Source organism: Paeniglutamicibacter psychrophenolicus, assembly GCF_030812255.1.
GTDB lineage: Bacteria > Actinomycetota > Actinomycetes > Actinomycetales > Micrococcaceae > Paeniglutamicibacter > Paeniglutamicibacter psychrophenolicus_A.
On sequence record NZ_JAUSSH010000006.1, the window covers coordinates 32,138 to 58,339 of the forward strand.

Sequence of the window (26,202 nt, forward strand, 5' to 3'; positions counted from 1 at the left end):
TGCGAGTGTTTCATGAGCCAAGGTGCGCGGGTGCGACCGGCTCCTTCCCGTCTGGCGGGGAAGTCTGTGGCGGGGCCGGCGGGGCGGCCTTGCGCTTGGCGCCGCCGAGTGGGGAGGCGGAGTAGGCGACGGCGGCAATGATGATGACGCCCTGGATGCCGTCGCGCAGCGTGGAGGGGACCTCGGCGAAGTTCAGCAGCGTGAACAGGGCCTCAAGCGCGAACGCCCCGGCCATCGCGGCAACCACCCAGCCGCGTCCGCCGCCGAGCACCACTCCGCCGAGGACCACCGCGGTGATCGCGATGAACTCGTAGCCCTGCCCGACCTTGGGATGGACCCCGGCGTAGCCGACCAGCAGGATCCCGGAGATCGTGGCGGTCAGTGCGGAGATCACGAAGGTGGAGGTGGTGACCCACCAGGACCTTGCCCCGGCATAGCGGACGGCCCGCGGGTTGTCACCCAGGGCGATGACGGTGCGGCCGAAGGAGGTGCGGGTGAGCCAGATCGCCGCGGCCAACACGGCGGCCATGACCAGCACCGAGTAGGGCAGGATCTCGATGACCGGCACGCCGCGGATTCCGCCGCGACCCAGCTGCCGGAAGGAATCCACCGGGTTGCCGGTGGCCGCTCCCCCGGTCCAGTACATGACCCCGCCCAGCAGCGCGAGCATCATCCCCAGGGTGACGATGAAGGAAGGGACCTTCAGCAAGGTGACCAGCAGCCCGTTGACCAATCCCACCAGCACCCCGAGCACCAGCATCAGGGCCAGCACCGGGAAGATGCGGCCGGCGTCCTGTCCGATCAGGTTGCCGGCGATCACGACCTGGGCGGTGATCAGCGAGCCCATGGACAGGTCGAATTCGCCTCCGACGATCACGAAGTACTGCCCGATGGCCACGATCGCGATGGGGGCCACGCGCTGGATGAAGCGGATCAGTTGGCCAGGTTCGGCGAAGGACGGGCTGATCACGGTGACGGCGATGAGCAGGCCCGCCAGCAGCAGGAAGACGGCGCCGCGCGGGCTGAGCAGGGTGCGGATGACGTTCATCGCCGGGCCTCCCGTGCATCGTGGCCCGGGCTTGGGGCGCTCGCGGAAGCGGGGCCCCGTGCGGAATCCCGCGGGCCGGGCGCGGGCGGCGGGGCGTCGGGCCCGAACCTGGCGCGCCGGCGGGCGATGCTTCGCCCGGTGTAGATGGCCACGGCCAGCACGATGACCACCCCGCGGACCACTTCCTTCAGGAACGGGTTCAGCTGCATCACGCTCATGACGTTGTCGAGCACCGCGAAGATCGCCACCCCGCCGATGGTGCCCCAGACCGAGCCGCGCCCGCCCATCAGCAGCGTGCCGCCGAGCACCACCGCTGCGATGGACAGCAGGTCGTAGCCGCCCTGGGTGCCCACGGTCGGGGAGCCGACGCCGAGCCGGCTGGCCAGCAGCAGCCCGGCCAGACCCGCAAAGACGGAGCAGAGCATGTGTGCGGCGATCACCGGGCGGGCGGTGCGGATGCCCGAGAGCCGGGAGACCTCCACGTTGTCGCCGACGGCGAAGAGGTGGTTTCCGGTGCGCGTCCGGGCCAGGTACAGCGCGACCAGCGCGGCAAAGCCGAGCATCAGCAGCGTGGAGATCGGCACCGGTCCGATGCCGGTGGCGCCGATGAGCTGGAAGTTCCAGGGCACGTTTCCGCTGGTGCCCTTGTATTGGGTGTCGAGGTAGCCCTTGACGACCAGGCCCATGCCCAGGGTGGCCATGAATCCGTGGACCTTGAGCTTGGTGACGATCAGCCCGTTGGCCAGCCCGATCAGCGCGCACGCCCCCAGGGCGGCGAGCACCGCCGGCAGGATCCTGGCGTTGGATCCGGCCATCGTGTCGGCGGCGATCAGCGACGAGAGCGAGACGACGTAGGGCACCGAGAGGTCCAGGGAGGCACCGAGGATGACCAGGGTCTGGCCGATGGCGACGAATCCGAGCACGCTCATGGAGGTGAGGATGTCGCGGATGTTGCCCGGGGACAGGAAGTTCCGTCCCACGGTTCCCACCAGGATCGCGCCGATGGCCATGACCGCGGCCAGGGCGATGAAGACGATGGCGGTGGTGTCCAGTTGCCGGCGCCCGCGGCCGGTTGCGGTGCTCATGGCGTTCCCCCGATCGGTGCAGCCACGGCGGCGGCCAGCACGTCTTGTTCGCTGGAGCCGGCCGGGAGCTGCGCGACGATGCGTCCATCGTGCATGGCCAGGATGGTGTCGGCCATGCCGATGACCTCGGGCAGTTCGGAGGAGATCAGCAGGATCGCGACCCCGTCGCGGGCGAGCTCGCGGATCAGCTGGTAGACGGCGACCTTCGCGCCGACGTCGATGCCGCGCGTTGGTTCGTCGAGCACCACGATCCGGGGCTTGGTGAGCAGCCACTTGGCCAGCACGACCTTCTGCTGGTTGCCGCCGGAGAGGAATTGCACCTCCTGGTCGGTGCCGCGGGAGGAGAGTTCAAGGGTGTTCAGCACCCCGGGCAGCGCGGCGGCAGCGGCGGCGAAGCGCCGGGAGAAGACCGAGCGGACCGCCAGCAGCGCGTTGTTGAGCACCGACTGGCCCAGGGCAAGGCCCTGGGCCTTGCGGTCCTCGGTGATCAGCGCGATGCCGGAGCGGACCGCCGCGCGGATGGAGGTGATGCGCGCTTCGCGCCCGTCGATGGCCAGGGTCCCGCGGGTGAAGGGGGCAGCGCCGAAGATCGCCTCGGCCAGTTCGGTGCGCCCGGCGCCCTGGAGCCCGGCGAGACCGGTGATGTGCCCGGCACGCAGCTGAAGGTCGATCCCGTCGATCCAGTCGTTGCCGCCGCCGCGGATCTGCAGGCGGGTGTCCCCCGGCACGGTGCCCTCGAGCGCGGAGGGAAAGTAGGTGCTGATGGAGCGGCCCACCATCAGGCGGACCAGTTCGGCGGTGTCCAGCTCGGCGGCGGGGGTGTGGGAGACGAACGCGCCGTCCTTGAGCACGGTGATCTCGTCGCACAGATCGAAGATTTCGCGCAGCCGGTGCGAGACGTAGAGGATGGCGACCCCGCGTGCGGCAAGCCTTCGGATGATGGCGTAGAGCAGCTCGACCTCGTGCCCGGCCAGTGCGGCGGTGGGCTCGTCCATGGAGATGACCTTGGCGTCGTGGGACAGGGCCTTGGTGATTTCCACGATCTGCTGCTCGGCCACCGAGAGCCGCGAGACCCGCGCGGCGGGGTCGATGAAGTCGATACCCAGGTCCTTGAGCAATGCGGCGGTGCGGGTGACCATGCCCTTTTGGTCGACGAGTCCGCCGCGGCGGGGTTCGCGTCCGATGAACACGTTTTGTGCCACGGTGCGTTCGGGCAGCAGGTTGAATTCCTGGAAGACTGTGGCCAGCCCGGCGTCCATGGCCTGGACGGGGTGGCTGAAGGAGACCGGTTCCCCGTTGAATTCCACGGTGCCGCCGTCGCGCTGGTAGACCCCGGCGAGGATCTTCATGAGCGTGGACTTCCCGGCGCCGTTCTCCCCCACCAGGCCGTGGACCCGCCCGGGATAGAGCTCGATGGAGACCCCGTGCAGCACGCGCACACCGAAGAATTCCTTGGACAGGTCCGTGGCCCGCAGCACCGGCGCGGTGCTCGATGAGGTGTCGGGGACCGGGGCATCGAAGATGTTGGTGGTCATCCCGGCACCTCGACCCAGTGCCCCGTGGCCGCGGATTCCAGGACCGCCTCGGTCAGGCGCACCGCACGCAGCCCATCGGCGAAGGTGGGCAGGCCGTCGGGGGTTTCCCCGGCGATTGCCGCGTAGGAATCTGCGACGAAGGCGTTGAATGCGTCCTGGTATCCCATCGGGTGTCCTGCCGGGACCAGGGAAAGCCGGGCGGCGTCGGGGGTGAGCAGTGCCGCGTCGCGGGGCAGGATCCGGTTTCCGGCCTTGGTGCCGATCCACAGGTCTTCCGGTGTTTCCTGGGCGAAGCGCACCGACTCGGCGGTGCCGGCGACCTCGAAGACCAGGGCGTTCTTGTGGCCGGGGGCGACCTGGGAGACCAGCAGCGTGCCCAGCAGCCCGCCGTCGAATTCGGCCACGAGCGCCACCACGTCCTCGGTGGCGATGTTGCTGTGCGTGGCGCGTTGGGCATGGACAGTGCGCTTGGTGGCGTTGAGCCGGGTGATGCGCTGGCCGGTGCTGAATTCGATGAGGTCGCAGAGGTGGGAGCCGATGTCGGCGAAGGCCCGCGAGGGCCCGCCGCGCTTGGGGTCCACGCGCCAGTCGTCGTCGGAAACGCCCAGCAGCCAGTCCTGCAGGTAGCTGGCCTGCAGGGTCAGCAGCCGGCCTGTGGTTCCTGCGGCAATCCGGGCGCGGGCCTCGCGCACCATGGGGTGGAAGCGGTAGATGAACGGGACCGAGCCGTGCAGGCCACGTTCGGCGGCAAGCCTGTCCAGTTCCAGGGCATCGGCCAAGGTGGTGGTCAGCGGCTTTTCGCAGATGACGTGTTTTCCGGCGCGCAGGGCGGCCGCGGCCAGCGCGTGGTGGGTGGTGTTCGGCGTGCAGATGTGCACGACATCGACGGATTCATCGGCCAGCAGGTCTTCGAGCGTGTCGTAGGCGGTGGCGATGCCGAGCCGTGCCGCGGCGTCGCGGGCACCTGCGGGGGTGGACGATGTTCCTGCCGCCAGCGATCCGCCGGCGTTGCGGATGGCACGGGAATGGACCGCTGCCATGAAACCGGCGCCAACCACTGCTGCCTGCAACATCCTCGGAGGTGCCATCGCTGACTGACTCATGCCCCCATGGTGGCATGGGTCACACCACTTCTGTCAATAGACGAACAAAAGTATATTGCTGAAAATCACCTTCTGTTGTTTTGCTCCACTAAGTGGCTGTGGTTTACTGACAGCCATGAGCGAGTACACCCGCGGGTCGGCCCTTGGAGCTTCCGGAGCCTCGGAGCTTTTCCAGCTGCTGCGCGACGGAAATCCGCGCACGCGTGCCCAGCTGGCGCTCGAGACCGGCCTGGCCCGCTCCACCATCACCGCCCGAGTGGAGGAACTCATGGGCCTTGGCCTGGTGCTTCCGGTCTCCGAGGCGCTGTCCACCGGAGGGCGGCCGCCGTCCCAGTTCGCCCTGAACCCGCAGGCCCGCGTGGTGCTCGCCGCGGATCTGGGCGCCTCCCACGCCACCGTGGCCATCACCGACCTGGCCGGCACGGTGCTGGCCGAGCACAACGAGCCGCTGGACATCGCCGCAGGTCCGGTGCCGATCCTTTCGTGGCTGGTGGACACCGCCCGTGAGTTGTTGAACCGGCTCTCGCTGAGCGAGCGGGACCTGGTGGCCATCGGCATCGGGGTGCCCGGACCCGTGCACTTCGACACCGGCCAGCCGGTGAATCCGCCGATCATGCCCGGCTGGGACCGATTCGACGTGCCAGGCTGGGTGCGCCAGCACCTGTCGGTTCCCGTGTTGGTGGACAACGACGTGAACATCATGGCGCTGGGCGAACGCGCCACGCACTTCCCGACCGTCGAGCACTTCATGCTGGTCAAGGTCGCCACGGGAATCGGTGCCGGGCTCATTTCCGGCGGGCGGCTGCAACGCGGCGCCCAGGGCATCGCCGGGGACATCGGGCACATCCGGGTGGGACGCGGCGGGGACACGCTGTGCCACTGCGGGAACCGCGGCTGCCTCGAGGCGCTGGCATCCGGTCCGGCCATTGCCGCGTCCCTGCGCACCCAAGGCATCGACGCCGCCTCCAGCACGGAGGTCATCGAGCTGGTCAAGGCCGGCAACACGCTCGCGATCCAGGCCGTGCGGCAGGCGGGCCGCGACATCGGCGAGGTGCTCAGCGCCTGCGTCTCGCTGGTGAACCCCTCGGTCATCGCCATTGGAGGTTCCATGGCCAGGGCAGGCGAACACCTGATTGCCGGGGTGCGCGAGGTCGTTTATTCCAGGTCCATGCCGCTGGCCACCGAACACCTGCACATTGTTCCCTCCACCTCGGCGGCCCGCGCCGGGGTGCTCGGTGCCAGCGCCCTGGCGGTGCACCACGCCTTGTCCCCCGAGGGCATCGACGCGCTGGTCGGGCGCTAAGGCGTAGGCCAACATCCAACGCCTGTGTCCAACCCGGTCGCATCAACCGGTAGGTGCCCCGGGGATCCACATCAGCTGTCGAGGCACATTATGCGGGGATGGCGAAGATGCGGTGCCCCGTCAGGTCCGCGGGGCCTGGGCCCGGCCGCGGACGGCATCCTTCAGCCAGGGCGGCAGCACCGCGATCGAGGGAAGGTCCCGGGTGCGGAACTCCTCGGGCTTGTACCTGCGCAAGAGCGCTTCGCCGTCCCGCTCCCAGGAGAAGCCCGGCCGGGAGAACGCCACCTCGTAGGCCGCGTCGACCGTTCCGGGGAAGCGTGCGGCCAGTTCCTCCAGGATGTCCGGGATGCTGCCGGGCTCCTGGACGCAGGCCCGAATGGCCTCGGCCTTCGGGTCGCCGGGATCCGTCGCGGGGTTCTTGTGCGCGTCTTCGAGCACCGAGTATCCCTGCAGGAAGGACGCTGATTTCAACCGGTGGTGCAGCATCGCGACGTCGTCGTTCCCGAACATCTCCGCCGCGAACATGGCGTCCGGCGCCAGCTGCTCGCCGGTTCGCTCCCCGCCCGCATCCGAGGGGTTCTTGGACGAGGCCTCGGCGGCGTAGGTGGTGAGGAAGAGCCTGTAGGCGGCAATGACCTGCGCACCGGTGCCCCGCACGATGTGGGACCCGAAAAGTTTCACGAACACCCGGTGCTGGTCGGCCACCAGTGCGCGGCTTTCGGCGGCGATGTCCGGGTTGGCCAGCACGAGCAGCGGGTTGCCCGTGGCCAGGGAGGCCGCCATGGAAAAGATCTCGGCACGGTGCTTGGCGGGGAACTTCGTGACGTTTCCGCTGATGGTCCAGGCCTGCCCCATGGGCACCAGCCGGGCCACGGCAAAATCGCCGTGGTGCAGCGGTTCGAGTTCCGCTGGGCCAACGGTGGGGTACACCTCGTAGTCCATGTCGTCGATGAGGTTGTGCAACAGCATCCGCGTGCCGTCGTACCCCCGGATGCTGAACACCTCGAGGAAGGAACGCCCGAGCCATTGCCCATACATCTCGCGGTCCGCCGGGGCCAGGTTATTGTTGGCGCGCAGGAACCTTTCGAGCAGCGGTTCGCGTCCCTGGCGATCGCGTTCGTAGATCACCGATTCGACGGCCATGATGGCATCGCCCTCGGTGGCCGGGCCTTCGGCACGCTTGGCTGCCAGCAGTGCCTTGGTCCGCTGGGCGAACCCCGGCGAGGTGGCGTAGGCGACCAGGTCCTTCTTGAGTCGTTCCACCTGGGACAAGAGTTCTTCGACGTTCATGGCATCCATTCTCGTCCGGCCGGGCCGCGGGGACCGGCTCCCGACGCGCCGCCGGTTCGCGGTGCCCGGTTTTTTTGTGAACAATGGGTCAGGTGATCCCCTCGCCGCTAGACCCCGCCCCAGCCGCCTGCCTGCAGCGCATCGTCGCCGATTCCTCGGACCGAATCGCCTGGCTGCGGGCCCGCTCGCAGGGCATCACGGCCACCGACGCGGCCAGGCTCTCCACCCCGAAGTCCATCGCGTCCGCGGCCTGGGACAAGCTGAACGGCTCGGGCTTCGGCGGGAATCCGTACACCGACCACGGGCGGGCCCGCGAACCGGTGATCGCCGCGTGGGTGCAGGAGAACTACGGGATCGTGCCCTCCACCCAGCTCTTCCACGCCGCGGAGAACCACATCCACCTGGCCACCCCCGACGGGTTGGGCATCCGGGAGCACGGGCGGGTGGAGCTGGCGGAAATCAAGACCACCAACAAGCCGTTCAAGACCATCCCGCGCAACTACCTGCGCCAGGTGTTCTGGCAGCAGTATGTGCTCGGCGCCGAGCGCACGCTCTTTGTGTGGGAACCGCACAAGGACTTCGTCCCGGTCCACGGGGAGCCGCTGACCCGCTGGGTGGACCGTGACGATGCCGAGATCGCCGACCTGATCTCCAAGGCCGATGCGATGGTGGCAATCCTGCGCGAACGCACCGCCCGGGCCCGGGCCTACGAGGACTACGGGCCGGCGGCACTGCGCCTTTAGGCCGGGGCGGCGCCCGGCATCATCGGCTTGGGCAGTGCGTCGGGGTAGTCCCTGCCCAATTCGGCAATCAGGTGCTCGCGCACGTAGTTGCGCAGGTCGTAGAGGTCCCCGGGGTTCCTGGCGCTGAGCGCAATCGTGACCTTGAGGATGCCGCCGATGGCATCTGTCACGTTCAGGGACCCGGTGCGGCCGTCCCACAAATCCGTGGAGGCGAGCAATTGCTCGGTGCGCGTGCGCAGGTGCTCGATGGGCGCGTTCCAGTTCAGGTCCAGCAGCACGAAGCCGCTGATCTCGGTGCTGCGGCGCGACCAGTTCTCGAACGGGACCGTGGTGAAGTGCGTCGAGGGGATGATCATCCGGCGCCCGTCAAGCAACAGCACCACCACGTAGGTGAGGGTGATTTCCTCGATGGTGCCGCGTTGGGTCTCCACCACCACGGTGTCGTTGACCCGGATCGCGTCGGTGAAGGCGATCTGCAGCCCGGCGAACACGTTGGCCAGCGAGGACTGCACGGCGAGCGCCGCGACCACCGAGATCAGGCCGGCCGAGGCCAGCAGCCCCGCGCCCAGCGCCCTGACCTCGGGAATCGTGAGCAGTGCACCTGCAACCGCCAGGGTGATGACCAGCGCGGTGGCCACCCGGCGCAGCAATCCGACCTGCGTCTGGATCTTCGCCAGCCGCCGCGGGTTCCCGTCGTCCTCGCGGTATTTGGCCAGGAGGATGTCCTCGAGGATTCCCATGGCGACGATCAGCAGCCAGGCAATGGAGCTGATCAGTCCCAGCAGCAGCAGGAACTGCCAGACCGTGACCCATTGGTTCGAGGCAAACGAGACCCCCACGGTGATCTTGGTGAACGCGAAGGCCAGGGTCAGCAGCAGCGGCATGCGGCGCAGGGCGCGATCGGGTGCGTGCCCCTGGATCCGGCGGAGCATGCGGGTGAAGATGAAGGAGAGGACCACGGTGATGAGCACCGCGGCCAGTAACCCGATCGCAACCACAACCCATGGTCGGATGGGATCCGGTAATGCGTTCGTGTTCTCCACTACCTCGTTCAGGGCGTCGTCCAGTGTTCCGGTGGCAAAGATCTGCATATCAACAAGGTTGTCACACCCCCGTGGGCGCACGCTGGATATGACCGGTCGACGTAAGGCATATCTCCTGCGCATTGCAATGGAATGGATTGTGGATATACCCCCTTGCGGCCCGATTTCCCGGCGCGCATGCTGATTCCACCATCCACCCACACCCGGATTTACCGCACCAATCGAGGATCACCATGAAAACCAGGATCGCCGCCGGCCTGGCCGGCGCACTGCTCATTGCGGGGCTCGGCATCGCACCGGCCGCCCCCGCCGCAACCCCCACCGCGGTGGCCGCACCCTACTGCGGCATCACCTGGGGCTCGCTGGCCGACTCGGTCGCCGGCTACTCCTCGGCCACCGTCACCAACGTCCGCACCGGCCGCCACGACTGCTTCGACCGGATGGTCATCGACCTGAAGGGCAAGGTGAAGGGCTACGACGTCCGCTACGTCTCGGCCGTCTACACCGAGGGCCAGGGCAAGCTCGTTCCGCTTGCCGGGGCCGCCGACCTGCGCATCATCGTCAAGGCACCGGCCTACACGACCTCCGGGACCCCGACGTACTACCCGGCCAACCGGCTGAACGTGCGCAACGTCTCGGGCTACACCACCTTCAGGCAGGTGGCTTTCCTGGGCAGCTTCGAGGGCCAGAGCTCCTTCGGCCTGGGGGTCCGCGCCCGGCTGCCGTTCCGGACCTTCGTGCTGGTGGGCCCGGACAACACCAGCCGCCTGGTGATCGATGTGGCCCACCGCTGGTAGGCCGCCTCGTTCCCGGCAGCAGGGGCGCCGGCGGCACCTCACGAAACCGTGGGGTGCGGCCGGCGCCCCTGCCTTGGTGCCCGCTGTTCCCCCACCGGGGTTTATTGCGTCGTTGGATGACAAAACGGCGTCATCCGGCGCGCCAGGCGGGCGGATGTGTCACGATTCATTCATGAGTATTGCCCGCCCGTACAAGCAAGTCGATGTCTTCTCCTCCTCCCCCTACACCGGCAACGGCCTGGCCGTGGTGCTCGACGGCGAGGGGCTGTCCGATGCGCAGATGCTGAACTTCGCCAATTGGACCAACCTGGCCGAAACCGCGTTCCTGCTGCCGGCCACGCACCCCGAGGCCGACTACCGCGTGCGCATCTTCACCACCACCACCGAGCTGCCCTTCGCCGGCCATCCCACCCTGGGTGCGGCCCATGCGTGGCTCGAGGCCGGAGGGGTGCCCAAGAACCCCGACGCGCTGATCCAGCAATGCGACGCCGGGCTCATCGAGGTCCGCCGCGTCCCGGGCGAGGACCCGTCCGATCCCGAGTCGCTGGCGTTCAAGGCACCACCCATGGTGCGCACCGGCGGGCTCGAGGACGATGTGCTGGACTGGGCCCTTACCGGGCTGGGCATCACGCGAGAGGACGTCGTGGGGCACCAGTGGCTGGCCAACGGGCCGCAATTCGCCGGGCTGCTGCTGCGCGACGCGGAAATGGTGCTCTCCCTGGAACCGGACTACTCGATCCTGGCCGGGCTGGAGGTCGGGGTCATCGGCCCGCACACCGTCCCGGGCATCCCTGCACGCTCCTACGACCCCAACGTGCCCACCGACCGGCCCTCCGGGGCGCGCGAGGAGTTGCGCCCGGTCTCCGAGGCCGACGAGCGCCGCGGCTCCCAGCGCTTCCGCAACGTGGTCACCGGCGTCCCGGCCGACTACGAGGTCCGCGCCTTCTGCCCCGGCGAGGGGCTTCCCGAGGACCCGGCCACCGGGTCGCTGAATGCCGGGTTCGGGGTCTGGCTGACCGGTTCCGGGCTGGCCCCGGAGTCCTACACGGTGCGCCAGGGCACCCGGCTGGGCCGCTCCGCGATCCTGCACGTGAACCGCGACCCGGCCGGCGTGTGGATCGCCGGGCAGTCGGTCACCTGCATCGAGGGCTTCGTCAATCTGCCCTAGGACCCAAAAACGGTTCACTGTGAGGTGCGGCTCAAATCCCTGTTGCACCCCGGCGCCCCGGCGTACACTCGGGCGGTGGATGCGAACCAGGACATAGCGGCAAAGACCGAGGACAAGCGCGCATGGGGTGCCCTCTGGGCGCTGGTCATCGGCTTCTTCATGATCCTGGTGGACTCCACCATCGTCTCCACGGCCATGCCGGCGATCATGAACGGCCTGGACACCGACATCAACGGCGTCATCTGGGTCAACAGCGCCTACCTGCTGGCCTTCGCGGTGCCGCTGCTGATCACCGGGCGGCTGGGCGACCGGTTCGGCCCGCGCACCATCTACCTCGTCGGCCTGGTGGTCTTCACGCTCTCCTCGCTGTGGTGCGGGCTGGCCGGCGACATCAACACGCTGATCGTTGCGCGCGTGGTCCAGGGCCTGGGCGCCTCCCTGATGAGCCCGCAGACCATGACCTTCATTACCCGCATGTTCCCCTACGCCCGCCGCGGCGCGGCCATGGGCGTGTGGGGCGCGGTCGCGGGCATCGCCACGCTGGTGGGCCCGATCGCCGGCGGCATCTTCGTCGACACCCTGGGCTGGGAATGGATCTTCTTCGTCAACGTGCCGGTCGGCATCCTGGCCATCTGGCGGGTGCTGGTGAAGGTCCCCGAACTCGAACGCCACTCGCACTCCTTCGACTGGCTCGGCGTGGGCCTGAGCGCTACTGCGATGTTTGCGCTGGTCTTCGGCATCCAGGAAGGCAACGGACACGACTGGGGACTGTTCATCGGCCCCATCGGCTCCTGGCACCTGATCATCGGCGGCGTGGTGCTGCTGGGGCTGTTCATCTGGTGGCAGGCAGCCACCCGGGCAGAGCCGCTGGTGCCGCTGGGGTTGTTCAAGGACAAGAACTTCTCGCTGGCCAACATCGCGATCGCCTTCATGGGCCTGTCGATCACCGCCATGAGCTTCCCGATGATCCTGTACCTGCAGTCGGTGCGCGGGCTGACCCCCACGGCCTCGGCCCTGATGCTCGCCCCGATGGCGGTGGTCGCCGGGGTGCTGGCCCCGGTCATCGGCAAGAACGTCGGGAAGATCGAGGCCAAGTACTTCGCGGTCCCCGGATTCTTCCTCTTCGGCGCCTCGATCACCGCCTACGGGCTGATCCTGCGTGCCGACACCCCGTTCTGGGTGCTGCTGCTTCCGCCGGTGTTCATGGGGCTGGGCTCGGCCATGATCTGGCCCTCGGTCTCGCTGACCGCCACCCGCGACCTGGGCCAGGCCAATGCCGGCGCCGGGTCGGGCGTTTACAACACCACCCGGCAGGTCGGTGCGGTGCTGGGTTCGGCCTTGATCGCGCTGATGATGGAATCGCGCATTGCCGTGGAATCCGAGAAGGTCGTGGCGTCCATGGCCGCCGGGGCCGCCGGGGCGCCGGCCGGGATCGGCGCGGAGCCGGGATCCGGGGCACAGGTGCCCGAATTCCTGCACCAGGCGTTCTCTCTGGCCCTGGGCCAGGCGCTGCTGCTGCCGGGCATCGTGGCAATGGCCGCGGCCCTGGTGGCCCTGATGTTCCGCAAGGGTGCGCACCGGACCCCGTAGGACAGCCTCCAGGGCGAAACACGGCGGGCCGGGCGCACGATGGTTCGTGCGCCCGGCCCGCCGTTGCTGCACCCGCTACTTCTTGGCGGCGACTTCCTTGATCTTGGTCTTGGCCTTGCCGCGGCCGAAGACCAGTGCGGCGGCGATGCCGGCAAGCCAGAAGTCCTTGGCCATCGCTCCTCCGTTGGTGGTGGGGCGGATGCCGTCGGACTCGGTCATCCCCGGGGTCTTCAGGTAGACCGCCACCAGTCCCGCGGCGAAGGCTCCCAGTCCCAGGCCCACCAGGCGCGAGGGCAGGAACGGGGTCAGCAGGGCGGCGCCCAGGCCGATCTCGCCGACGGCAACGGCTTTGCCGAAGACGGCAGGTTCCAGCTTTTCGACCTGCGGGATGGCGTTGGCTGTCATGGAGTGCAGGCCCTGGGCGGATTCTGCCGGCAGCCGCAGCTTCCCGATGCCGCTGTTGAGGATGTAGGCACCCGAGACAAGTCGTAGTGCGGCGTTGGCGATGTTGAAGCCCATGTGTTTTCTCCTGGTCGTGGGTCGCGGTCTTGCTACTTCTCACCCCACCCTATGGTTTGGCCCTCCGCTACGGCTATAGCTCCCCCGGTGTGGCGCGGGGCGGCTGCAGGCGCACGCGCGGGCTGTGGCTTGTCGCACATTCGCGAAATCACGCGTCACCAAGGGGGCACCGAAATCGGGCGGCGTGCTAGATTCTCGTGCATGATCACCTCCTCTGCGGTTCCCGATGCCGCACTGCGCCTGCTCGTCGAAAAGGGCTTCGACGCCACCAGCGTCGATGCGCTGGCCCAGGCCGCGGGCATCTCGCGCTCCACCTTCTTCCGGCGCTTCGGCTCCAAGGAAGAAATGGTCTTCGCGGACATGGAAACGATCATCCACCACCTCGAAACAGTGCTGGCCACCTCCTCGGCCGGACCGGTCGCTTCGCTGGTCCACGCGGGGCTGACGGTCTTCGACCAGCACACCGCCCGGCCCGAGGCCGCGGGCCTGCGCCACCGCCTGCTGCTGGATGTGCCCTCGCTGCGCGACCGCGAACTGGTCTCCATCCACCGCTACGAGCGGGTCTTCCGCAACCACCTGCGCGACCGCGGGCTGTACTCGCTGCCCAACGGGCGGGCGATGTGCATCGCCTTCGCCTCCGGGATCGTCTCGGTGCACAACGACCACCTGCGGCGCTGGCTGCGCCATCCGGAGGACACCCGCCGCCCGGAGCTGGAGCGCGAGCTGACCGCGCTGGGCACGCTGTTCGCCCCGGTGCTCGAGCCGCAGGAATCGGCCCCTGAACCCCAGCCGACGACGGTGGTCATCACCATTTCCGGCGGCACCCCGGACACCGAGGCCGTGCTCTCCCAGGTGCGCGAGGCCCTGGACCGCAACCACAGGTGAACCTCAGTCTCTTGACGTGATACTCAGTTCCAGTATGCTGGTGCCCTAGCGACATTCCCGCCGCCGACGAAAGGGCACCACCTTCCATGAGCATCGAAGCCAGCCTCAGCACCGATTTCCCCGCCGGGGTCGTTGAACCCGAGTACGAACTCTGGGGCGAGGTGGACGTCGATCCGGCAGGGCTCTTCGAGGACATCGACGCGGCGGACCGCGAATACTGGGACCGCGCCCGGAAGTTCGGGCTCGACGAGGTGCGCCCGGTCATCGACGAATACTGGGACAACTCCGACTATCCGCTGGACCTGGCCACGCGCCTGGGCGAGCTGGACCTGCTGCGCGACGGACTCGCCCTCGAGGGCTACCCGGAGATGAGCGTGCTGGCCGCGGGGCTGGTGAACATGGAACTGTCCCGCGCCGACGGATCGGTGGGCACCATCGCCGCCGTGCAGGCCGGGCTGGCGCTGCGATCCATCGTCTACTGCGGCTCCCCCGAACAGATTGCCCACTGGGCGCCGAAGCTTGCCACCGCCGAGGTGCTCGGCGCCTTCGCGCTGACCGAACCGACGCACGGCTCGGACTCGGTCTCGCTGGAAACCCGCGCCGTGCGGGTTGAGGGCGGCTACCGGATCAACGGCGAGAAGAAGTGGATCGGCAACGGCTCCACCGGCGGGATCACCATCGTGTGGGCCCGCGACGAGGACGACAAGGTCCGTGGCTTCATCGTGCAGCAGGAGTGGGAGGGCTACACCGGCACCACCATCGAGGGCAAGCTGTCGCTGCGCGCCATCTGGCAGGCGCACATCCGCATGGAAAACGTTTTTGTTCCCGACTCCCACGTGCTGCCCGGGGCCAACAGCTTCAAGGACACCGCCAAGGTCCTCTTCGCCACCCGGCTGGGCGTCGCCTGGTCAGCCGTCGGCCACGCGACCGCCTGCTACGAGACCGCGGTGCAGTACGCTGCCCAGCGCATCCAGTTCGGCCGCCCGCTGGCCGCCAGCCAGATCGTCCAGGAACGCCTGGCCCGGATGCACTCGGAGCTGGCGACCATGCAGCTGACGGTCATGCAGGCCACCAAGCGCGAGGAAGCCGGCACGCTGAGTCCGGTGCAGGCCTCGCTGGCCAAGTTCACCTGCACGCGCATCGCCCGGACCATCGCGTCCAACGCCCGCGACCTGCTCGGCGGCAACGGCATCCTGCTTCAGAACCGCGTGGCCCGGCACATCGCCGACATCGAGGCGATCCACACCTACGAGGGCACCGAAACGGTGCAGGCGCTGATCATCGGGCGCTCCATCACCGGGATCTCCGCCTTCGCCTAGGGACGGGCGAACGGCCGGGGCACCACGACGGCGCCCCGGCCGCCAGCACCGCCCGCCCCGGCCCGCTGCCGATCGACGATCTTTCGTATGATCGTTGGATGAGTGAAACCCCCACGCTGCGCCCAGCCCGGTACGTGACCGAAACCCTGTCACCGGCGATCCTGGTGAGCGTGCTGTTGCTGCTGCAGCCGTTTCTCACCCCGGGCACCACCTGGCCCCAGGCCGTGGTGGCCTTCTTCTTCGTGACGGGGCTGCCCTTTGCGGTGCTGCTGTGGATGAAGCACCGGGGCAAGGTCACCGACCACCACGTCGGCGACCGCCGCCAACGGGCACCGGTGATGATGATGGCCGGAACGTCCCTGCTGGTTGGCGCCGTCCTGCTCTTCGTGCTTGATGCTCCCGCCGGGCTTTTCAGCGCCGTGGGAACCATCTTCCTGGGTCTGCTCGTGTGCCTGCTGGCCAACCTGGCCTGGAAGCTTTCGGTCCACAGCGCGGTGGCGGCCTTTGTGGGTTTGGAACTCCTGACGCCCGTGGGGCAGGTTGGAGCCGCGTTGGCGCTGGTCCTGGCGGCAACCGTGGGCTGGTCGCGCATCGAACTGAAGGACCACACCTCCACACAGGTATTGGCCGGTCTGGTGGTCGGCTGCGCCGTGTATGCTGCAGCCCTAACCCTTCCCTGAGCCCGGGGACCCGACCGGCTAGCTGCCGGAACCCCCGGGTGCACCGCTCGGACGGGTTCCGCCGGGTCCACCGGGTGGGGTTCCACCCGGGCCGCCACCCGGGGCACCGCCGCCTGCGGCGGGCGTGGTCCGGGTGTCCACCCCGACGTCCAGCACCACTTTGTACCCGTTCGAGATATCCCCGGTGACGGTGGCGAGCTGGCTGGCACCCGAATCGTCGCCGAACACGTTGTCGGTCGCCAGGGAGAGCTGGGCCATGTTCTTGACCGAGGACTCGTACCCGGTGCCCGCGTAGACCTTCGCCGAAACGTCGGCGGGCAGCGCCATCTGGGAGGTGGCAATGGCATTGGACGAATCGATGATCGAGGCCGCGTCGGGATAAACCTCGAAGTGGATGTGCGGCCAGCGTCCGGTGTAGCAGGCCGGGAAGATGCTGGTGAAGCGCACCGTGCCCCTGGCATCGGCGATCTGCACCCCGCGCAGGTAGTTCTCGTTCTCCACGGCGGCGGAGTACATGGAGTAGTTGCCTTCCCGGTCGCAGTGCCATACGTAGACCGCAACCCCGGCGAAGGGCGCCGAGGCGTTGGCCAGGTCCTTGATGTTCAGCTCAAGTGTCATCGGGATGCCTGCGGCCGTGGTGGTCGAGTCCCCGAAGCTGGAGCGAATGTCGGAGCGCACGATGCCGCTTTGCTCCAGCACGTCCGGGCCGTTGGACCCGTCGCCCGGGTAGGGGCCGGCGGTTTCATCGGGGATCTCCCCGGCGGAGGTTCCGCCCGATCCGGCGGGTGCTTCCGCGTCCGCGGTGGCGCTGCAGGCGGCCAGGCCCAGCGCCAGGGCGCCGACGCCGAAGGCCTTCAGCGCACTGCGGCGCCCCAGGAGCGTCTGGACGTCGAACCCGAGCCCCTGGTCCTCGAGGTCCTCGGCCGGCCGCGGCAGGGTCCTGCCCCGGTAAGTGGGATGACCGGAACTCGGCGTGCGGTGGGGGGTCTGGTTCTCCATGGTCGGGTGCTCCTTGGGGCGGGTCGTGCGCCGGATGCCGGCGTGTGGTGGGTTGGTTTCCCACGCTAGGCCCGACGCATTTGACCCCGCTGTGGCCCGGCCAAGAGCGGACCATGTGGTCGGAGGATTCGACCCGCGGATAGTCCCGGACCCAGGCTTCGGCCAAGCCTGCCGTCTACCTGGGCCTCACCGTCCGCCCGCACCAGGTGGCCGCATGTTTCCTGCGCCCCGCGGCCCGGCCCGTTGTCCTTGTTGATGGCATCGAGCATCCCGGGGCATGGGGCAAACCCTGCACGGTTCGGCTGCCTGCGGGCACCCACGAGGTGGCGGCCGGCTTGCGCTATCGCGGCACCCGAGCCGTGCTCGGCGCCACCTCGATCCGGGTGGCCCTCGCCGAGGGCGAAACCAGGGAAATGGCCGCGGTCAACGGGATCGCAAACCCACACCCCGTTCACCATCACCGCACCATGGCACTTCGCTCCGAACGCCTTGCTGCCCGGGGCCTTGAGGGCTGTTGCGCATTGATTCGGTGGCACCGCCACCCGGTCTGCCCTCCGGCGAACGCCGTCAGTCGGGCACCTTGATTTCGGCATCCCGTCCACGGGCCCGGGCAGTGCCGGGTCCCCGTCCGAGCGTCGCAATGGCGGCGATGATCATCAAGAACCCCATGGTCGAGGCCACCGTTGGCTCATCGCCCAGGAAGAGCACCGCGATCAGCACTGCCGTGGCAGGTTCGAGCAGCGTGGCCACCACGGCGTTGGCGCTCGAGGTGGTGCGCAGCCCGGCATAGAACAGGCCGTAGGCCAGCGCCATGGTCACCACACCCAGATAGATGACCAGCCACCACGATCCGGCATCGGTGGTACCCAGCGGCTCGGCATTCACCCAGGCCAGCACGAGGCCGGCGGGGACCAGGCAGGCGGCGGCCAGCACCATGGTGATGACGGTCAACGCGAAGGGGTCCAGCACCCGGGCCATCGGCACGGCCGCATCGGCAGCCAGCGCAAACCCCGTCCCCGAGACCAGCGCGGCCAGGATTCCCGGCACCGGGTGCGGTGCGGCGGAAACCTCGGCACCGGCGAGACTCACCAGGCACAACCCCGCCAGCGCCACGGCCACCGTGGCCAGCGCCCCGGGCCGCGGCAAGGCCCTGGAGCGGACGGACTTGAGCACCAGCAACAACACCGGGGCCAAACCCAGGGCCACCACCGTTCCGACGCTGACCCCCGCCCACACCACGGCCAGGAAAAAGAAGAACTGGAAGACCGCCGTCAAGGACCCCACGGCCACCGCGCGCCCGGGGTTCGCCCGGCCCAGCACCCAGCACTCGCGCAGCCGACCGGCAACCAAGGCCGCCACCAGCAATGCGAGGGCTGCCGCGGCGGCCCGGTAGGAGCCGAGCAGCGAGGGTGAGAGCCCTGAGGGCCGGTGCGCGAGCTGGACGGCCGGGCCGATGGTCCCCCACGCGATTCCGGCCAGGCAGATCAGCAGCAGCCCGGACGGGCGGCGCCTGGTGGCGAGGGGAATGGGTCTGCGCGGGCTCATGCCCACCAGTGTGCCATGGAGGTGCCTAGGGCTGGCCCATGCGCTTTTTCACGTGGCGGGTGGCGGGAGCGGTCCATGGGTCCTCGGGCCACGGGTGCTTGGGATAGCGGCCGCGGTTCTCCGCCCGCACCTGGGTGTAGGGCCCGGACCAGAAGGAGGCCAGGTCGTCGGTGACGGCCAGCGGGCGTCCGGCCGGGGAGAGCAGGTGGAACAGGACCGGCACCCTCCCGCGCACCAGTGCCGGGGAGGTCGCGAGCCCGAAGCATTCCTGCAGCTTCACCGCGACCACCGGCGGCGCGTCCGGGGCATCGACGCCCGGATAGTCGATGCGGATCTTCGAGCCGCTGGGCACCGCGAGGCGTTCGGGCACCAGCGCGTCCAGCTCCGTGGCCTCGGGCCAGGGCAGCAGCCGGCGCAGCGCATCGGCCAGGTGCAGCGAGCCGGCGGACTTGCCCCCGGCGAGCGCCTCGAGTTCCGGGGCCAGCCAGGTCTCGGCCGCTTCCAGCAGCGCGGCGTCGTCCATGGGCGGCCACGGGTCCCCGAGCTCGCGGTGGACAATGGCCAGCCGGTTGCGCAATGCCGTGGCGGAGGCGGAGAACCTGAGCATGCCCAGGCCGTTGGCCCGCAACGCAACAAGCACCGCGGCGCGTCCCTGGGCACGGGTGGGTGCCACCGGGGTGCTGGCCAGCTCGATGGCACCGAGCCGGTGCACGTCCCTGGCAGTGAGCTTCCCGTGGGCAAAGACGGTGGTCGTGTCCTCGGTTTCCAGGTGGGCTGCGGCAAGCAGCGCGGTGGCTTCATCCAGCGGGGCCGCGGCGCGGATCAGCGCGCCGGTGCCGGCCGCGTCGCGGCCGGCGGCCCGGGCCACCTCGGCCACCGCGATCCAGGCGTGGTGTGCCACGGGGCTTGACGCCGGCAGCCCGGCCCGGGTGCCGGAGGCCAGCAGGTAGGTGGTTCCCGCGGCGCCTTCCACCCGCCGGGCCACCTGGCCCGGGAAGGCCAACGCGGTGATCAGGCCCAGCGGGTCGCCGGTGAATGGGCCGGCGGACCGGTCCGCTTGGCCGGCAGCCTGCGTGGCGATGCGTTCGAGGCGGGCGGCTTCGCGTTTCCAGGCACCGGAGCCGGGATGCCGGCCGTTGCGCAGGGAGGCCAGCAGCGCCCCGAGGTCCGCGCCTTGGGCCCGGTAGTCACCGGCCAGCAGCGCGACGATGCGTGCGGTGGCGGCGGCCCCGGCCATCGGGGCTCCGTCGAGCAGTGCGCGCCCAAGCCGCGGGTCCGCCGGGATCGAGGCCAGGCGCCGGCCCAGCGTTGTGGCCTGTCCGTTGCCCTCGATCGCGCCGAGGTGTTCGAGCACCGTGGTGGCGGCCTGCAGGCTGGAGGCCGGTGGCGCCTCGGGCAGCGCCAGCCCCTGCCCGCCGGGGGCACCCCAGCAGGCCAGGATGAGGGCTGCGGAGGCCAGGTCCGCCACGGTGATCTCGGCGCGCGGGTGTGCCGGGGCGGCGGCGAAGCTCTTTTCCTCGAAGCAGCGCACCACTGTGCCCGGGCCCAAGCGGGCGGCACGTCCGGCACGCTGGATGCACGAGGCCCTCGAGGCGGAGACCGTGACCAGTCCGCTCATGGAGCGGGCCGCATCCCGGCGCGGTTCGCGGGCCAGCCCGGAGTCGATGACCAGCCGCACCCCGGGGACGGTGAGCGAGGATTCGGCCAGCGAGGTGGAAACGATGATCCGCGGCTTCCCTCCGGGTTCGCGCCCGGAAACCGCGCGGTCCTGCTCATTGGCGGGCACCTGGCCGTGCAGTTCGAGCACCTCGGTGCCGGCGGCCCTGGAGCGCAATTGGGCCGCGACGTCGGCGACCTCCCAGGCCCCGGGCAGGAACACCAGCGCATCGATGCCCGGATCCTGGGTCAGTGCCCGGGAGTGGGCCTCGGCGGCAACGGCCGCCACGTGGGTGAGGAAGGTGCGTGAGACCCCGCGGTCGGTCAGCCGCGGGGCTGCTGCCGGTTCCCAGCGCACCTCCAGCCCGTGCAGCGCCGCCGGGCAGTCAACCAGCGGTGCTTCCCCGGTGCCCGTGGCATCCCCCAGCAGCTGGGCGAAGCGCGGGGCATCGAGCGTGGCGGACATGGCCACCAGGGTGAGGTCCCCGCGCAGTTCGTGGACCTCTCGCAGCATGCCCAGCAGCAGGTCGGTTTCCAGCCCGCGTTCGTGCACCTCGTCGATGATCACCGCGTCCACGGACTCCAGTCCCGGATCGGCCAGCAGTCGGCGCAGCAGGATCCCGGGGGTCACGAACTCCACCAGCGTGTGGGCACCGGCGCTGTGTTCCCCGCGCACCGTGAAACCCACCCGGGTGCCCAGGCCGCTGCCGTCCAGGAAGGACAGGCGGCGGGCGGCGGAGCGTGCGGCGACGCGGCGCGGCTGGGTGACCACGATGCGGGCGGGCCTGCCGGTGCGTGCCGCCACGGCGTTGGCGACCAGCGGCGGGACCAGGGTGGTCTTGCCGGTGCCCGGCGGGGCCTGGATGACGGCCGTCGCGCTGGCGCCTCCCGCTTCCAGCACCTCGGCGAGTTCGGGCAGGGATTGGGCAAAGACCAGCCCGTGCCCGATGGCTGCCAGGTCGAAGTCGTGGGTGGGTAGGGGTTTTTCCTGCCGGATCTGCTGCGTGCTCACCCGCCCCATTATCCAGTGTTGCCGCCGGTTGACGGGATCAGGGCGTGCGGCGGCGCAGCGTCATCGAGCCCACGACGATTGCGGCCAGGATCCAGGCGGCAATGAAGCCGATGCGCAGCCAGATGTAGCCGGCGTCCTGGTCGTCGCGGGCCACGGCGTTCAGCGCATCGATGGCGTGGCTCAACGGCAGCCAGTCGCCGATCTTCTCCAGGGCCTCGGGAAGCTGGTCCCGGGGCAGGAAGATCCCGCCGAGCAGCACCTGCGGGAAGACGAAGGCCGGCATGAACTGCACGACCTGGAACTCGCTGCGCGCAAAGGCGCTGGCCAAAAGCCCCAGCGAGGTGCCGAGCAACGCGTCGACGATCGCCACCGCGAACAGCAGCCCCAGGTTCCCGCCCACGTCCAGCCCGCACACCCACACGGCGAAGCCCACCGCGATCGCGGTCTGCACGATCGCCAGCAACCCGAAGGCCAGCGCGTAGCCCAGGATGAAGTCGGCCTTGCCCAGCGGCAGGGAGAGCAGCCGTTCCAGGGTGCCGCTGCGCCGTTCGCGCAACGTGGCGATCGAGGTGACCAGGAACATCACGATGAAGGGGAACAGCGCGATCATGGCCGGGCCGATCTGCCCGAACACCGGGGTGTCGGTGAAGATCCAGGCGACCAGGCCCACCAACAGTGCGGGGACCAACAGCAGCAGGCCCAGGGTGCGGTGGTCGTGCCGCACCTGGTTCAGCACCCGGGCGGTGGTGGCAAGGGTGCGGGCAAGGCTCATGGTTCCTCCGACCCGGCGCGGTGCTTGGGGACGTGCGGCGTGTCGTTCCCCGGCTCCTGTGCCCCGCGGATCAGCGCCAGGAAGGCATCCTCGGCGTTGTCGGTTCCGGTGCGCTCCAGCAGCGATCCGGGGGTTTCCTGGGCGATGATCTGCCCCTCGCGCATCAAGATCAGCCGGTCGCAGCGCGTGGCCTCGTCCATGACGTGGCTGGAAACCAGCAGCGTCACGCCCTCGGCGGCGAGCTCGGCGAACAGCTCCCAGAGGGCCACGCGCAGCACCGGATCCAGCCCGACGGTCGGCTCGTCCAGCACCAGCAGCTCGGGGGAACCCAGCAGCGCGATGGCCAGCGAGAGCCGGCTGCGCTGGCCCCCGGAGAGCTCCGCGGCCATGGACCTGGCCACCGACCCCAGGTCGGTGCGCTCGATGGTTTCGGCGACCTGGTTGGGCGGGGCGCCGAGGATCTTGGCGAAGTAGTTCAGGTTCGCGATCACCGGCAGGTCGTCGTAGATGCCCGCTTCCTGGGTCATGTAGCCCACGCGGTGGCGCAGGGACGCGGAGCCTGCGGAGTCTCCCAGCACCGTCACATCTCCGCCGGTGACGATCTGGGTGCCCACGATCGCACGCATCAGGGTCGACTTGCCGCAGCCGCTGGGACCTAGCAGCCCCACGACCTCGCCGTGCGGAACCAGCAGGTCAAGGCCGGGCAGCACCAGGTTCTTCCCGCGCGACACCTTCAGCCCGGTGATCGAGATTGCCGCCGTGTCAGCCTCCATTTCTTGAGTCTTGCCCCTGCGGCGGCCCCGGTCAAGGGGGCGGTTGGGCACCCGGACACGGCGCCGCCCTATCGTTGACCGGCGCGGTCCGGGCATACTGGGTGAAAGGCTGCTGCCCGCCCACTGTCACCATCCACCTCCAGGAGCGCGCCATGAACGAGCCGCGCGGAAAAGGAACCATTCCCACCCCGCATCCCGTGCTCGTGGGAGTGTGCCGGAACCAGCATCCGGAGGTGGTCGCCACCGCGGCACGCCTGGCCGTGGCCCTGAAACTGGATCTGGTGTGTGCCTACGCCGTCACGGGGTTGGAATCTTCCGAGTGGAAGGCGAAGGCAATCATCGATTTCGAGACGCTGGGTCGGGACGCGCAGGAGGAAATCGGCGTCACGGTTGTCCGCGAGCTCCAGGCCGGCCTCGGGGCGGCGTTGCAGGATTCACCCGTGCGCTGGATCCTGCGCATACTGGTGGGCGCTCCCGCGGGTGCGCTTGAGGAGTGTGCATCGGCTTTGGGGGCCTCGCTTTTGGTCCTCGGATCCCCCATCCGGCGGCCCTTCGGCAGCACTTCCGCCCGGCTGCGTGCCTCCACGCTGGCCCGCTTGCTTTCCCACCGCACGGTGCCGGTGCTGGTGGTTCCGCCGCAGCCCTCGCCCGGGAAAACGGACACACCTTATCTGCCCATGCCCTGACGCCCGGGAAGCCTAGGTGTTGGTCCGCAGGAACGGCAGCAACTGCTCCAGGATGGGTTGTGGCGGGAAGAGCGTGCCTCCGTGGGTGCGGCCCTCCAGCTCAACCAGCCGGGCGTTGGGCATCACCGAGGCCATGGTGCGCGAGTGCTCGATGCGCGGCCTGTCCCGGGTTCCGGTCATCAGCAGCGTCGGGGTGTCCAGCTGCGCCAGCAACAGCTCGCTCACCGCGCTTCCGGCCTCGGTCGATTCGAAGTACGCCGCCAGCGCCAGCGCGTCGTTGGACGCGAAGGCCAGGCGTGTCGCCGGGTCGAGCCTCCCGCCGTCGGCTTCCATGCCGGCGATGAAGGCGTCCATGTCGCCCGTCTTGAGCGCCTCGAGGTAGCCGTCAAAGAAGAGCGTGCTGATGTGCTGGGCCTCGATGGCGTGGGTTCCGCCGAGCATCGTCAGCGAGCGCACCATCGACGGGTGCTTGATGGCCAGCGAGAGGCCCACGCGCGAGCCGAAGGAATATCCCACGATGTGGATCGACTCGTGGCCGGTCGCCGCCAGCACCGCCTTGACGTCCGCCAGGACCAGATCCATGTTGTAGGCGGCCGGATCGTGCGGCTTGCCCGACCGTCCATGCCCGCGCAGGTCCATGCGGATCGTGTCGAACTCCGGCTCCAGGGCCTTCACATAGCCCAGGCCGCGCCAGATGGAACGGGAGAGAGCCGAGCCGTGCAGCAGCAGGACCGGTGGGGCCCCTGTGTCGCTGGCGTCGAAGTAGATAGTCTGGGCATCAATCGGGTTCACTGCATGGGGCATGTGAATGAGCCTAGGGCACCGAACCGGCATTTTCCCAAGCGCTAAGGATGCAGCAATGAATGACGATCTGACTCCCGTGGTCATTGGCGGGGCGCGCACGCCCTTTGGCAGGTTCCGCGGGGCCATCTCCTCGGTGCCGGCCACAGACCTCGGCGCCCACGCCATCAAGGCGGCCCTGGAACGCAGCGGGGTGAAGGCCAGCGACATCAACCACGTCATCATGGGCCAGGTGATCCTGGCCGGCACCGGGCAGGGTCCGGCCCGACAGGCCTCCCTGAAGGCCGGGATCGGCTGGGACGTGCCCACGGTTACCATCAACAAGCTCTGCCTCTCCGGGCTGACCGCGGTCATCGACGCCGCCCGGATGATCCGGGCCGGGGAAGCAGAGTTCATCGTCGCCGCCGGCCAGGAGTCCATGTCCAACGCACCCCACTTGGTCCGCGGCATGCGCGCGGGACTGGCGATCGGGGACCGCGGCCTGGAGGACTCGCTGAACCACGATGCCCTGGCCGACCCGCTCACCGGTGAGCTCATGGGATCGACCACCGAACGCGGCAACGCCAAGCTGGGGATCGGCAGGGCGGAGCAGGACGCGTACGCCGCGGCCTCGCACCAGCGCGCGGCCGCTGCCCGGGCACACCTTGATGCGGAGATCGCACCCATCTCCATCCCCCAGCGCCGCGGGGAGGATCTGGTTGTCTCCACCGATGAGGGCATCCGCCCCGGGACCACGGTGGAGAAACTGGCCGCGCTGGGACCGGCATTCTCCAAGGAGCCGGGGGCAACCATCACCGCGGGTTCTTCCTCGCCGCTTTCCGACGGCGCCGCCGCGTTGGTCGTGGCCTCCAAGGGCGCGGCCCGCAAGGCGGGGCTGTCGTGGCTGTGCGAGATCGGGGCGCACGGACAAACCGCGGGTCCGGACGGGCAGCTGCATTCCCAGCCCAGCACCTCGATCCTCGCGGCCTTGGAGAAGGAGGGGCTGAATGCCGGGGACCTTGACGCGATCGAGATCAACGAGGCCTTCGCCTCGGTGGTGCTGCAATCGGCCAAGGACCTCGGCGTGGATCCGGCCAGGGTCAACACCGAGGGCGGGGCCATCGCCCTGGGCCACCCGGTGGGTGCCTCCGGGGCGCGACTGGTGTTGCACATGGCGATGGAGCTGTCGCGGCGCGGCGGCGGCACCGGGGTCGTCTCGCTGTGCGGCGGTGGCGGCCAGGGCGATGCGCTGGTCCTCCGGACCTGAATTCACACGTGGTTTCCGGGCCCTGTACAGCCAGTGCATAGATTGGGTTCCTAGAGTAGTAACTACCTCATGAAGGTGCGAGTGATGAGAGCACCGGTCGGATACAAGGCAGATTCCCCCCAGCCTGCCGACCGGTGCTCAACCATTTAAGCCCGGCCGTGCCCTGCGCGGGCGACGGGACGAGGCATGGGGCATCCGCTCGACAACGTCGGAACTTCGGACCAAACTGAAGATACCGGTCGCGCCGGTGAATCGGGCGACATGATCTACGGACCAAGGAGCACGCGTGATGAGTGAAAAACCAATCGGCGACGAAGAAGACGTCACGGCAGAAGAAGCTGCCGCAGAGCCGGAACATGTTGCCAGCGCCCACGACGAGGCGCTGGTCGAGGAATGGGAAGACGAGTCCTTCCCCGCCTCCGATCCCCCATCGAATTACTGACTCTCGGCTGACTGACAACCAATCCTCAGCCCACACTCAGCTTCGACTCTTAGGCTGAAGCTACCTTCTCAAGGTGCGAGTGATCAGAAGAACCGGTCGCGGCGGAGTTTCACCTCCTTAGCCGTCACGACCGGTTCTTCACTTTAAGAACGCAGGTACCGA

General features: G+C 69.0%; 24 protein-coding genes. 11 read left to right on the plus strand and 13 right to left on the minus strand.

The features are described from left to right. Positions 1–10: 10 nt before the first annotated feature. Genes J2T21_RS10105 through J2T21_RS10120 form a run of 4 tightly spaced genes read right to left on the minus strand, consistent with a single transcriptional unit; the run spans position 11 to position 4,771 of the window. Positions 11–1,048 (minus strand): ABC transporter permease, encoded by a 1,038-nt coding sequence (locus J2T21_RS10105; RefSeq protein ID WP_307581023.1) that lies wholly within the window; start codon positions 1,046–1,048, stop codon positions 11–13. After that, a complete protein-coding gene (locus J2T21_RS10110; RefSeq protein ID WP_307581025.1) occupies positions 1,045–2,133 on the minus strand; it encodes an ABC transporter permease in 1,089 nt (362 codons plus the stop codon). The genes J2T21_RS10105 and J2T21_RS10110 overlap by 4 nt, the downstream gene beginning before the upstream one ends. Beyond that, complete coding sequence (locus J2T21_RS10115; RefSeq protein ID WP_307581028.1) at positions 2,130–3,668, minus strand: sugar ABC transporter ATP-binding protein; 1,539 nt, start codon at positions 3,666–3,668, stop codon at positions 2,130–2,132. Before J2T21_RS10115 ends, J2T21_RS10110 begins: the two co-directional genes overlap by 4 nt. Then, complete coding sequence (locus J2T21_RS10120) at positions 3,665–4,771, minus strand: Gfo/Idh/MocA family protein (RefSeq protein WP_307581030.1); 1,107 nt, start codon at positions 4,769–4,771, stop codon at positions 3,665–3,667. The genes J2T21_RS10115 and J2T21_RS10120 overlap by 4 nt, the downstream gene beginning before the upstream one ends. Before the next feature lie 115 nt (positions 4,772–4,886). Between J2T21_RS10120 and J2T21_RS10125 the strand changes: the two genes are divergently transcribed. Continuing rightward, the gene (locus tag J2T21_RS10125) at positions 4,887–6,074 is read left to right on the plus strand and encodes an ROK family transcriptional regulator (protein WP_307581032.1); all 1,188 of its coding nucleotides are present in this window, start codon (positions 4,887–4,889) and stop codon (positions 6,072–6,074) included. 120 nt (positions 6,075–6,194) lie between these two features. On the opposite strand, the gene J2T21_RS10130 is transcribed toward J2T21_RS10125, so the two are convergent. Beyond that, the gene (locus tag J2T21_RS10130) at positions 6,195–7,364 is read right to left on the minus strand and encodes a hypothetical protein (protein ID WP_307581034.1); all 1,170 of its coding nucleotides are present in this window, start codon (positions 7,362–7,364) and stop codon (positions 6,195–6,197) included. Between the two features lie 83 nt (positions 7,365–7,447). Here J2T21_RS10130 and J2T21_RS10135 point away from each other — a divergent pair, with 83 nt between their 5' ends. Continuing rightward, positions 7,448–8,107: a YqaJ viral recombinase family protein gene (locus J2T21_RS10135; protein WP_307581036.1), complete on the plus strand. Its 660-nt coding sequence runs from the start codon at positions 7,448–7,450 to the stop codon at positions 8,105–8,107. Here J2T21_RS10135 and J2T21_RS10140 read toward each other — a convergent pair. Next, complete coding sequence (locus J2T21_RS10140) at positions 8,104–9,198, minus strand: mechanosensitive ion channel family protein (protein ID WP_307581038.1); 1,095 nt, start codon at positions 9,196–9,198, stop codon at positions 8,104–8,106. The genes J2T21_RS10135 and J2T21_RS10140 overlap by 4 nt on opposite strands. Before the next feature lie 185 nt (positions 9,199–9,383). Here J2T21_RS10140 and J2T21_RS10145 point away from each other — a divergent pair, with 185 nt between their 5' ends. The 3 genes from J2T21_RS10145 to J2T21_RS10155 all read left to right on the plus strand — a co-directional run bounded on the left by J2T21_RS10145 (position 9,384) and on the right by J2T21_RS10155 (position 12,705). Further along, positions 9,384–9,947: an AMIN-like domain-containing (lipo)protein gene (locus J2T21_RS10145; protein WP_307581041.1), complete on the plus strand. Its 564-nt coding sequence runs from the start codon at positions 9,384–9,386 to the stop codon at positions 9,945–9,947. Between the two features lie 172 nt (positions 9,948–10,119). Then, positions 10,120–11,115 (plus strand): PhzF family phenazine biosynthesis protein, encoded by a 996-nt coding sequence (locus tag J2T21_RS10150; protein ID WP_307581043.1) that lies wholly within the window; start codon positions 10,120–10,122, stop codon positions 11,113–11,115. Between the two features lie 75 nt (positions 11,116–11,190). Continuing rightward, a complete protein-coding gene (locus tag J2T21_RS10155) occupies positions 11,191–12,705 on the plus strand; it encodes a DHA2 family efflux MFS transporter permease subunit (protein ID WP_307581045.1) in 1,515 nt (504 codons plus the stop codon). 75 nt (positions 12,706–12,780) lie between these two features. Here the strand turns inward: J2T21_RS10155 and J2T21_RS10160 are convergent, their stop codons facing one another. Further along, positions 12,781–13,224, minus strand: a complete 444-nt coding sequence (locus J2T21_RS10160; protein ID WP_307581047.1) for a DoxX family membrane protein — start codon at positions 13,222–13,224, stop codon at positions 12,781–12,783. Between the two features lie 201 nt (positions 13,225–13,425). On the opposite strand from J2T21_RS10160, the gene J2T21_RS10165 reads away from it, so the two are divergent. The 3 genes from J2T21_RS10165 to J2T21_RS10175 all read left to right on the plus strand — a co-directional run bounded on the left by J2T21_RS10165 (position 13,426) and on the right by J2T21_RS10175 (position 16,108). Next, a complete protein-coding gene (locus J2T21_RS10165; protein ID WP_307581049.1) occupies positions 13,426–14,109 on the plus strand; it encodes a TetR/AcrR family transcriptional regulator in 684 nt (227 codons plus the stop codon). A gap of 86 nt (positions 14,110–14,195) precedes the next feature. Beyond that, the gene (locus tag J2T21_RS10170; protein WP_307581051.1) at positions 14,196–15,428 is read left to right on the plus strand and encodes an acyl-CoA dehydrogenase family protein; all 1,233 of its coding nucleotides are present in this window, start codon (positions 14,196–14,198) and stop codon (positions 15,426–15,428) included. Positions 15,429–15,526: 98 nt separating this feature from the next. Further along, positions 15,527–16,108, plus strand: coding sequence for a phosphatidic acid phosphatase (locus tag J2T21_RS10175; protein WP_307581053.1), 582 nt, complete (start codon positions 15,527–15,529; stop codon positions 16,106–16,108). A gap of 18 nt (positions 16,109–16,126) precedes the next feature. Here J2T21_RS10175 and J2T21_RS10180 read toward each other — a convergent pair whose 3' ends face one another. The 5 genes from J2T21_RS10180 to J2T21_RS10200 form a co-directional block, all read right to left on the minus strand. Continuing rightward, positions 16,127–17,107 (minus strand): intradiol ring-cleavage dioxygenase, encoded by a 981-nt coding sequence (locus tag J2T21_RS10180; protein ID WP_307581055.1) that lies wholly within the window; start codon positions 17,105–17,107, stop codon positions 16,127–16,129. A 567-nt stretch (positions 17,108–17,674) separates the two neighbouring features. Then, a complete protein-coding gene (locus J2T21_RS10185) occupies positions 17,675–18,652 on the minus strand; it encodes a DMT family transporter (RefSeq protein ID WP_307581057.1) in 978 nt (325 codons plus the stop codon). 25 nt (positions 18,653–18,677) lie between these two features. Then, positions 18,678–21,320, minus strand: coding sequence for an ATP-dependent helicase HrpB (gene hrpB / locus J2T21_RS10190; RefSeq protein WP_307581060.1), 2,643 nt, complete (start codon positions 21,318–21,320; stop codon positions 18,678–18,680). A gap of 37 nt (positions 21,321–21,357) precedes the next feature. Further along, positions 21,358–22,092, minus strand: coding sequence for an ABC transporter permease (locus tag J2T21_RS10195; RefSeq protein ID WP_307581062.1), 735 nt, complete (start codon positions 22,090–22,092; stop codon positions 21,358–21,360). Further along, a complete protein-coding gene (locus J2T21_RS10200; protein WP_307581064.1) occupies positions 22,089–22,865 on the minus strand; it encodes an ABC transporter ATP-binding protein in 777 nt (258 codons plus the stop codon). Before J2T21_RS10200 ends, J2T21_RS10195 begins: the two co-directional genes overlap by 4 nt. A 152-nt stretch (positions 22,866–23,017) precedes the next feature. On the opposite strand from J2T21_RS10200, the gene J2T21_RS10205 reads away from it, so the two are divergent. Further along, positions 23,018–23,551 (plus strand): universal stress protein, encoded by a 534-nt coding sequence (locus J2T21_RS10205; RefSeq protein ID WP_307581066.1) that lies wholly within the window; start codon positions 23,018–23,020, stop codon positions 23,549–23,551. 12 nt (positions 23,552–23,563) lie between these two features. On the opposite strand, the gene J2T21_RS10210 is transcribed toward J2T21_RS10205, so the two are convergent. Continuing rightward, the gene (locus J2T21_RS10210; RefSeq protein ID WP_307581068.1) at positions 23,564–24,355 is read right to left on the minus strand and encodes an alpha/beta fold hydrolase; all 792 of its coding nucleotides are present in this window, start codon (positions 24,353–24,355) and stop codon (positions 23,564–23,566) included. Between the two features lie 55 nt (positions 24,356–24,410). Here J2T21_RS10210 and J2T21_RS10215 point away from each other — a divergent pair, with 55 nt between their 5' ends. Further along, positions 24,411–25,598: an acetyl-CoA C-acyltransferase gene (locus tag J2T21_RS10215; RefSeq protein WP_307581070.1), complete on the plus strand. Its 1,188-nt coding sequence runs from the start codon at positions 24,411–24,413 to the stop codon at positions 25,596–25,598. A gap of 289 nt (positions 25,599–25,887) precedes the next feature. Further along, the gene (locus J2T21_RS10220) at positions 25,888–26,040 is read left to right on the plus strand and encodes a hypothetical protein (protein ID WP_175475408.1); all 153 of its coding nucleotides are present in this window, start codon (positions 25,888–25,890) and stop codon (positions 26,038–26,040) included. Positions 26,041–26,202: the final 162 nt, after the last annotated feature.

What these genes read in the sequence shown, in the direction of transcription:
- J2T21_RS10105 (WP_307581023.1), bottom strand. Translation starts at nt 1,048, where the DNA reads ATGAACGTCATCCGCACCCTGCTCAGCCCGCGCGGCGCCGTCTTCCTG.
- J2T21_RS10110 (WP_307581025.1), bottom strand. Translation starts at nt 2,133, where the DNA reads ATGAGCACCGCAACCGGCCGCGGGCGCCGGCAACTGGACACCACCGCC.
- J2T21_RS10115 (WP_307581028.1), bottom strand. Translation starts at nt 3,668, where the DNA reads ATGACCACCAACATCTTCGATGCCCCGGTCCCCGACACCTCATCGAGC.
- J2T21_RS10120 (WP_307581030.1), bottom strand. Translation starts at nt 4,771, where the DNA reads ATGAGTCAGTCAGCGATGGCACCTCCGAGGATGTTGCAGGCAGCAGTG.
- J2T21_RS10125 (WP_307581032.1), top strand. Translation starts at nt 4,887, where the DNA reads ATGAGCGAGTACACCCGCGGGTCGGCCCTTGGAGCTTCCGGAGCCTCG.
- J2T21_RS10130 (WP_307581034.1), bottom strand. Translation starts at nt 7,364, where the DNA reads ATGAACGTCGAAGAACTCTTGTCCCAGGTGGAACGACTCAAGAAGGAC.
- J2T21_RS10135 (WP_307581036.1), top strand. Translation starts at nt 7,448, where the DNA reads ATGGGTCAGGTGATCCCCTCGCCGCTAGACCCCGCCCCAGCCGCCTGC.
- J2T21_RS10140 (WP_307581038.1), bottom strand. Translation starts at nt 9,198, where the DNA reads ATGCAGATCTTTGCCACCGGAACACTGGACGACGCCCTGAACGAGGTA.
- J2T21_RS10145 (WP_307581041.1), top strand. Translation starts at nt 9,384, where the DNA reads ATGAAAACCAGGATCGCCGCCGGCCTGGCCGGCGCACTGCTCATTGCG.
- J2T21_RS10150 (WP_307581043.1), top strand. Translation starts at nt 10,120, where the DNA reads ATGAGTATTGCCCGCCCGTACAAGCAAGTCGATGTCTTCTCCTCCTCC.
- J2T21_RS10160 (WP_307581047.1), bottom strand. Translation starts at nt 13,224, where the DNA reads ATGGGCTTCAACATCGCCAACGCCGCACTACGACTTGTCTCGGGTGCC.
- J2T21_RS10165 (WP_307581049.1), top strand. Translation starts at nt 13,426, where the DNA reads ATGATCACCTCCTCTGCGGTTCCCGATGCCGCACTGCGCCTGCTCGTC.
- J2T21_RS10170 (WP_307581051.1), top strand. Translation starts at nt 14,196, where the DNA reads ATGAGCATCGAAGCCAGCCTCAGCACCGATTTCCCCGCCGGGGTCGTT.
- J2T21_RS10175 (WP_307581053.1), top strand. Translation starts at nt 15,527, where the DNA reads ATGAGTGAAACCCCCACGCTGCGCCCAGCCCGGTACGTGACCGAAACC.
- J2T21_RS10180 (WP_307581055.1), bottom strand. Translation starts at nt 17,107, where the DNA reads ATGGAGAACCAGACCCCCCACCGCACGCCGAGTTCCGGTCATCCCACT.
- J2T21_RS10185 (WP_307581057.1), bottom strand. Translation starts at nt 18,652, where the DNA reads ATGAGCCCGCGCAGACCCATTCCCCTCGCCACCAGGCGCCGCCCGTCC.
- J2T21_RS10195 (WP_307581062.1), bottom strand. Translation starts at nt 22,092, where the DNA reads ATGAGCCTTGCCCGCACCCTTGCCACCACCGCCCGGGTGCTGAACCAG.
- J2T21_RS10200 (WP_307581064.1), bottom strand. Translation starts at nt 22,865, where the DNA reads ATGGAGGCTGACACGGCGGCAATCTCGATCACCGGGCTGAAGGTGTCG.
- J2T21_RS10205 (WP_307581066.1), top strand. Translation starts at nt 23,018, where the DNA reads ATGAACGAGCCGCGCGGAAAAGGAACCATTCCCACCCCGCATCCCGTG.
- J2T21_RS10210 (WP_307581068.1), bottom strand. Translation starts at nt 24,355, where the DNA reads ATGCCCCATGCAGTGAACCCGATTGATGCCCAGACTATCTACTTCGAC.
- J2T21_RS10215 (WP_307581070.1), top strand. Translation starts at nt 24,411, where the DNA reads ATGAATGACGATCTGACTCCCGTGGTCATTGGCGGGGCGCGCACGCCC.
- J2T21_RS10220 (WP_175475408.1), top strand. Translation starts at nt 25,888, where the DNA reads ATGAGTGAAAAACCAATCGGCGACGAAGAAGACGTCACGGCAGAAGAA.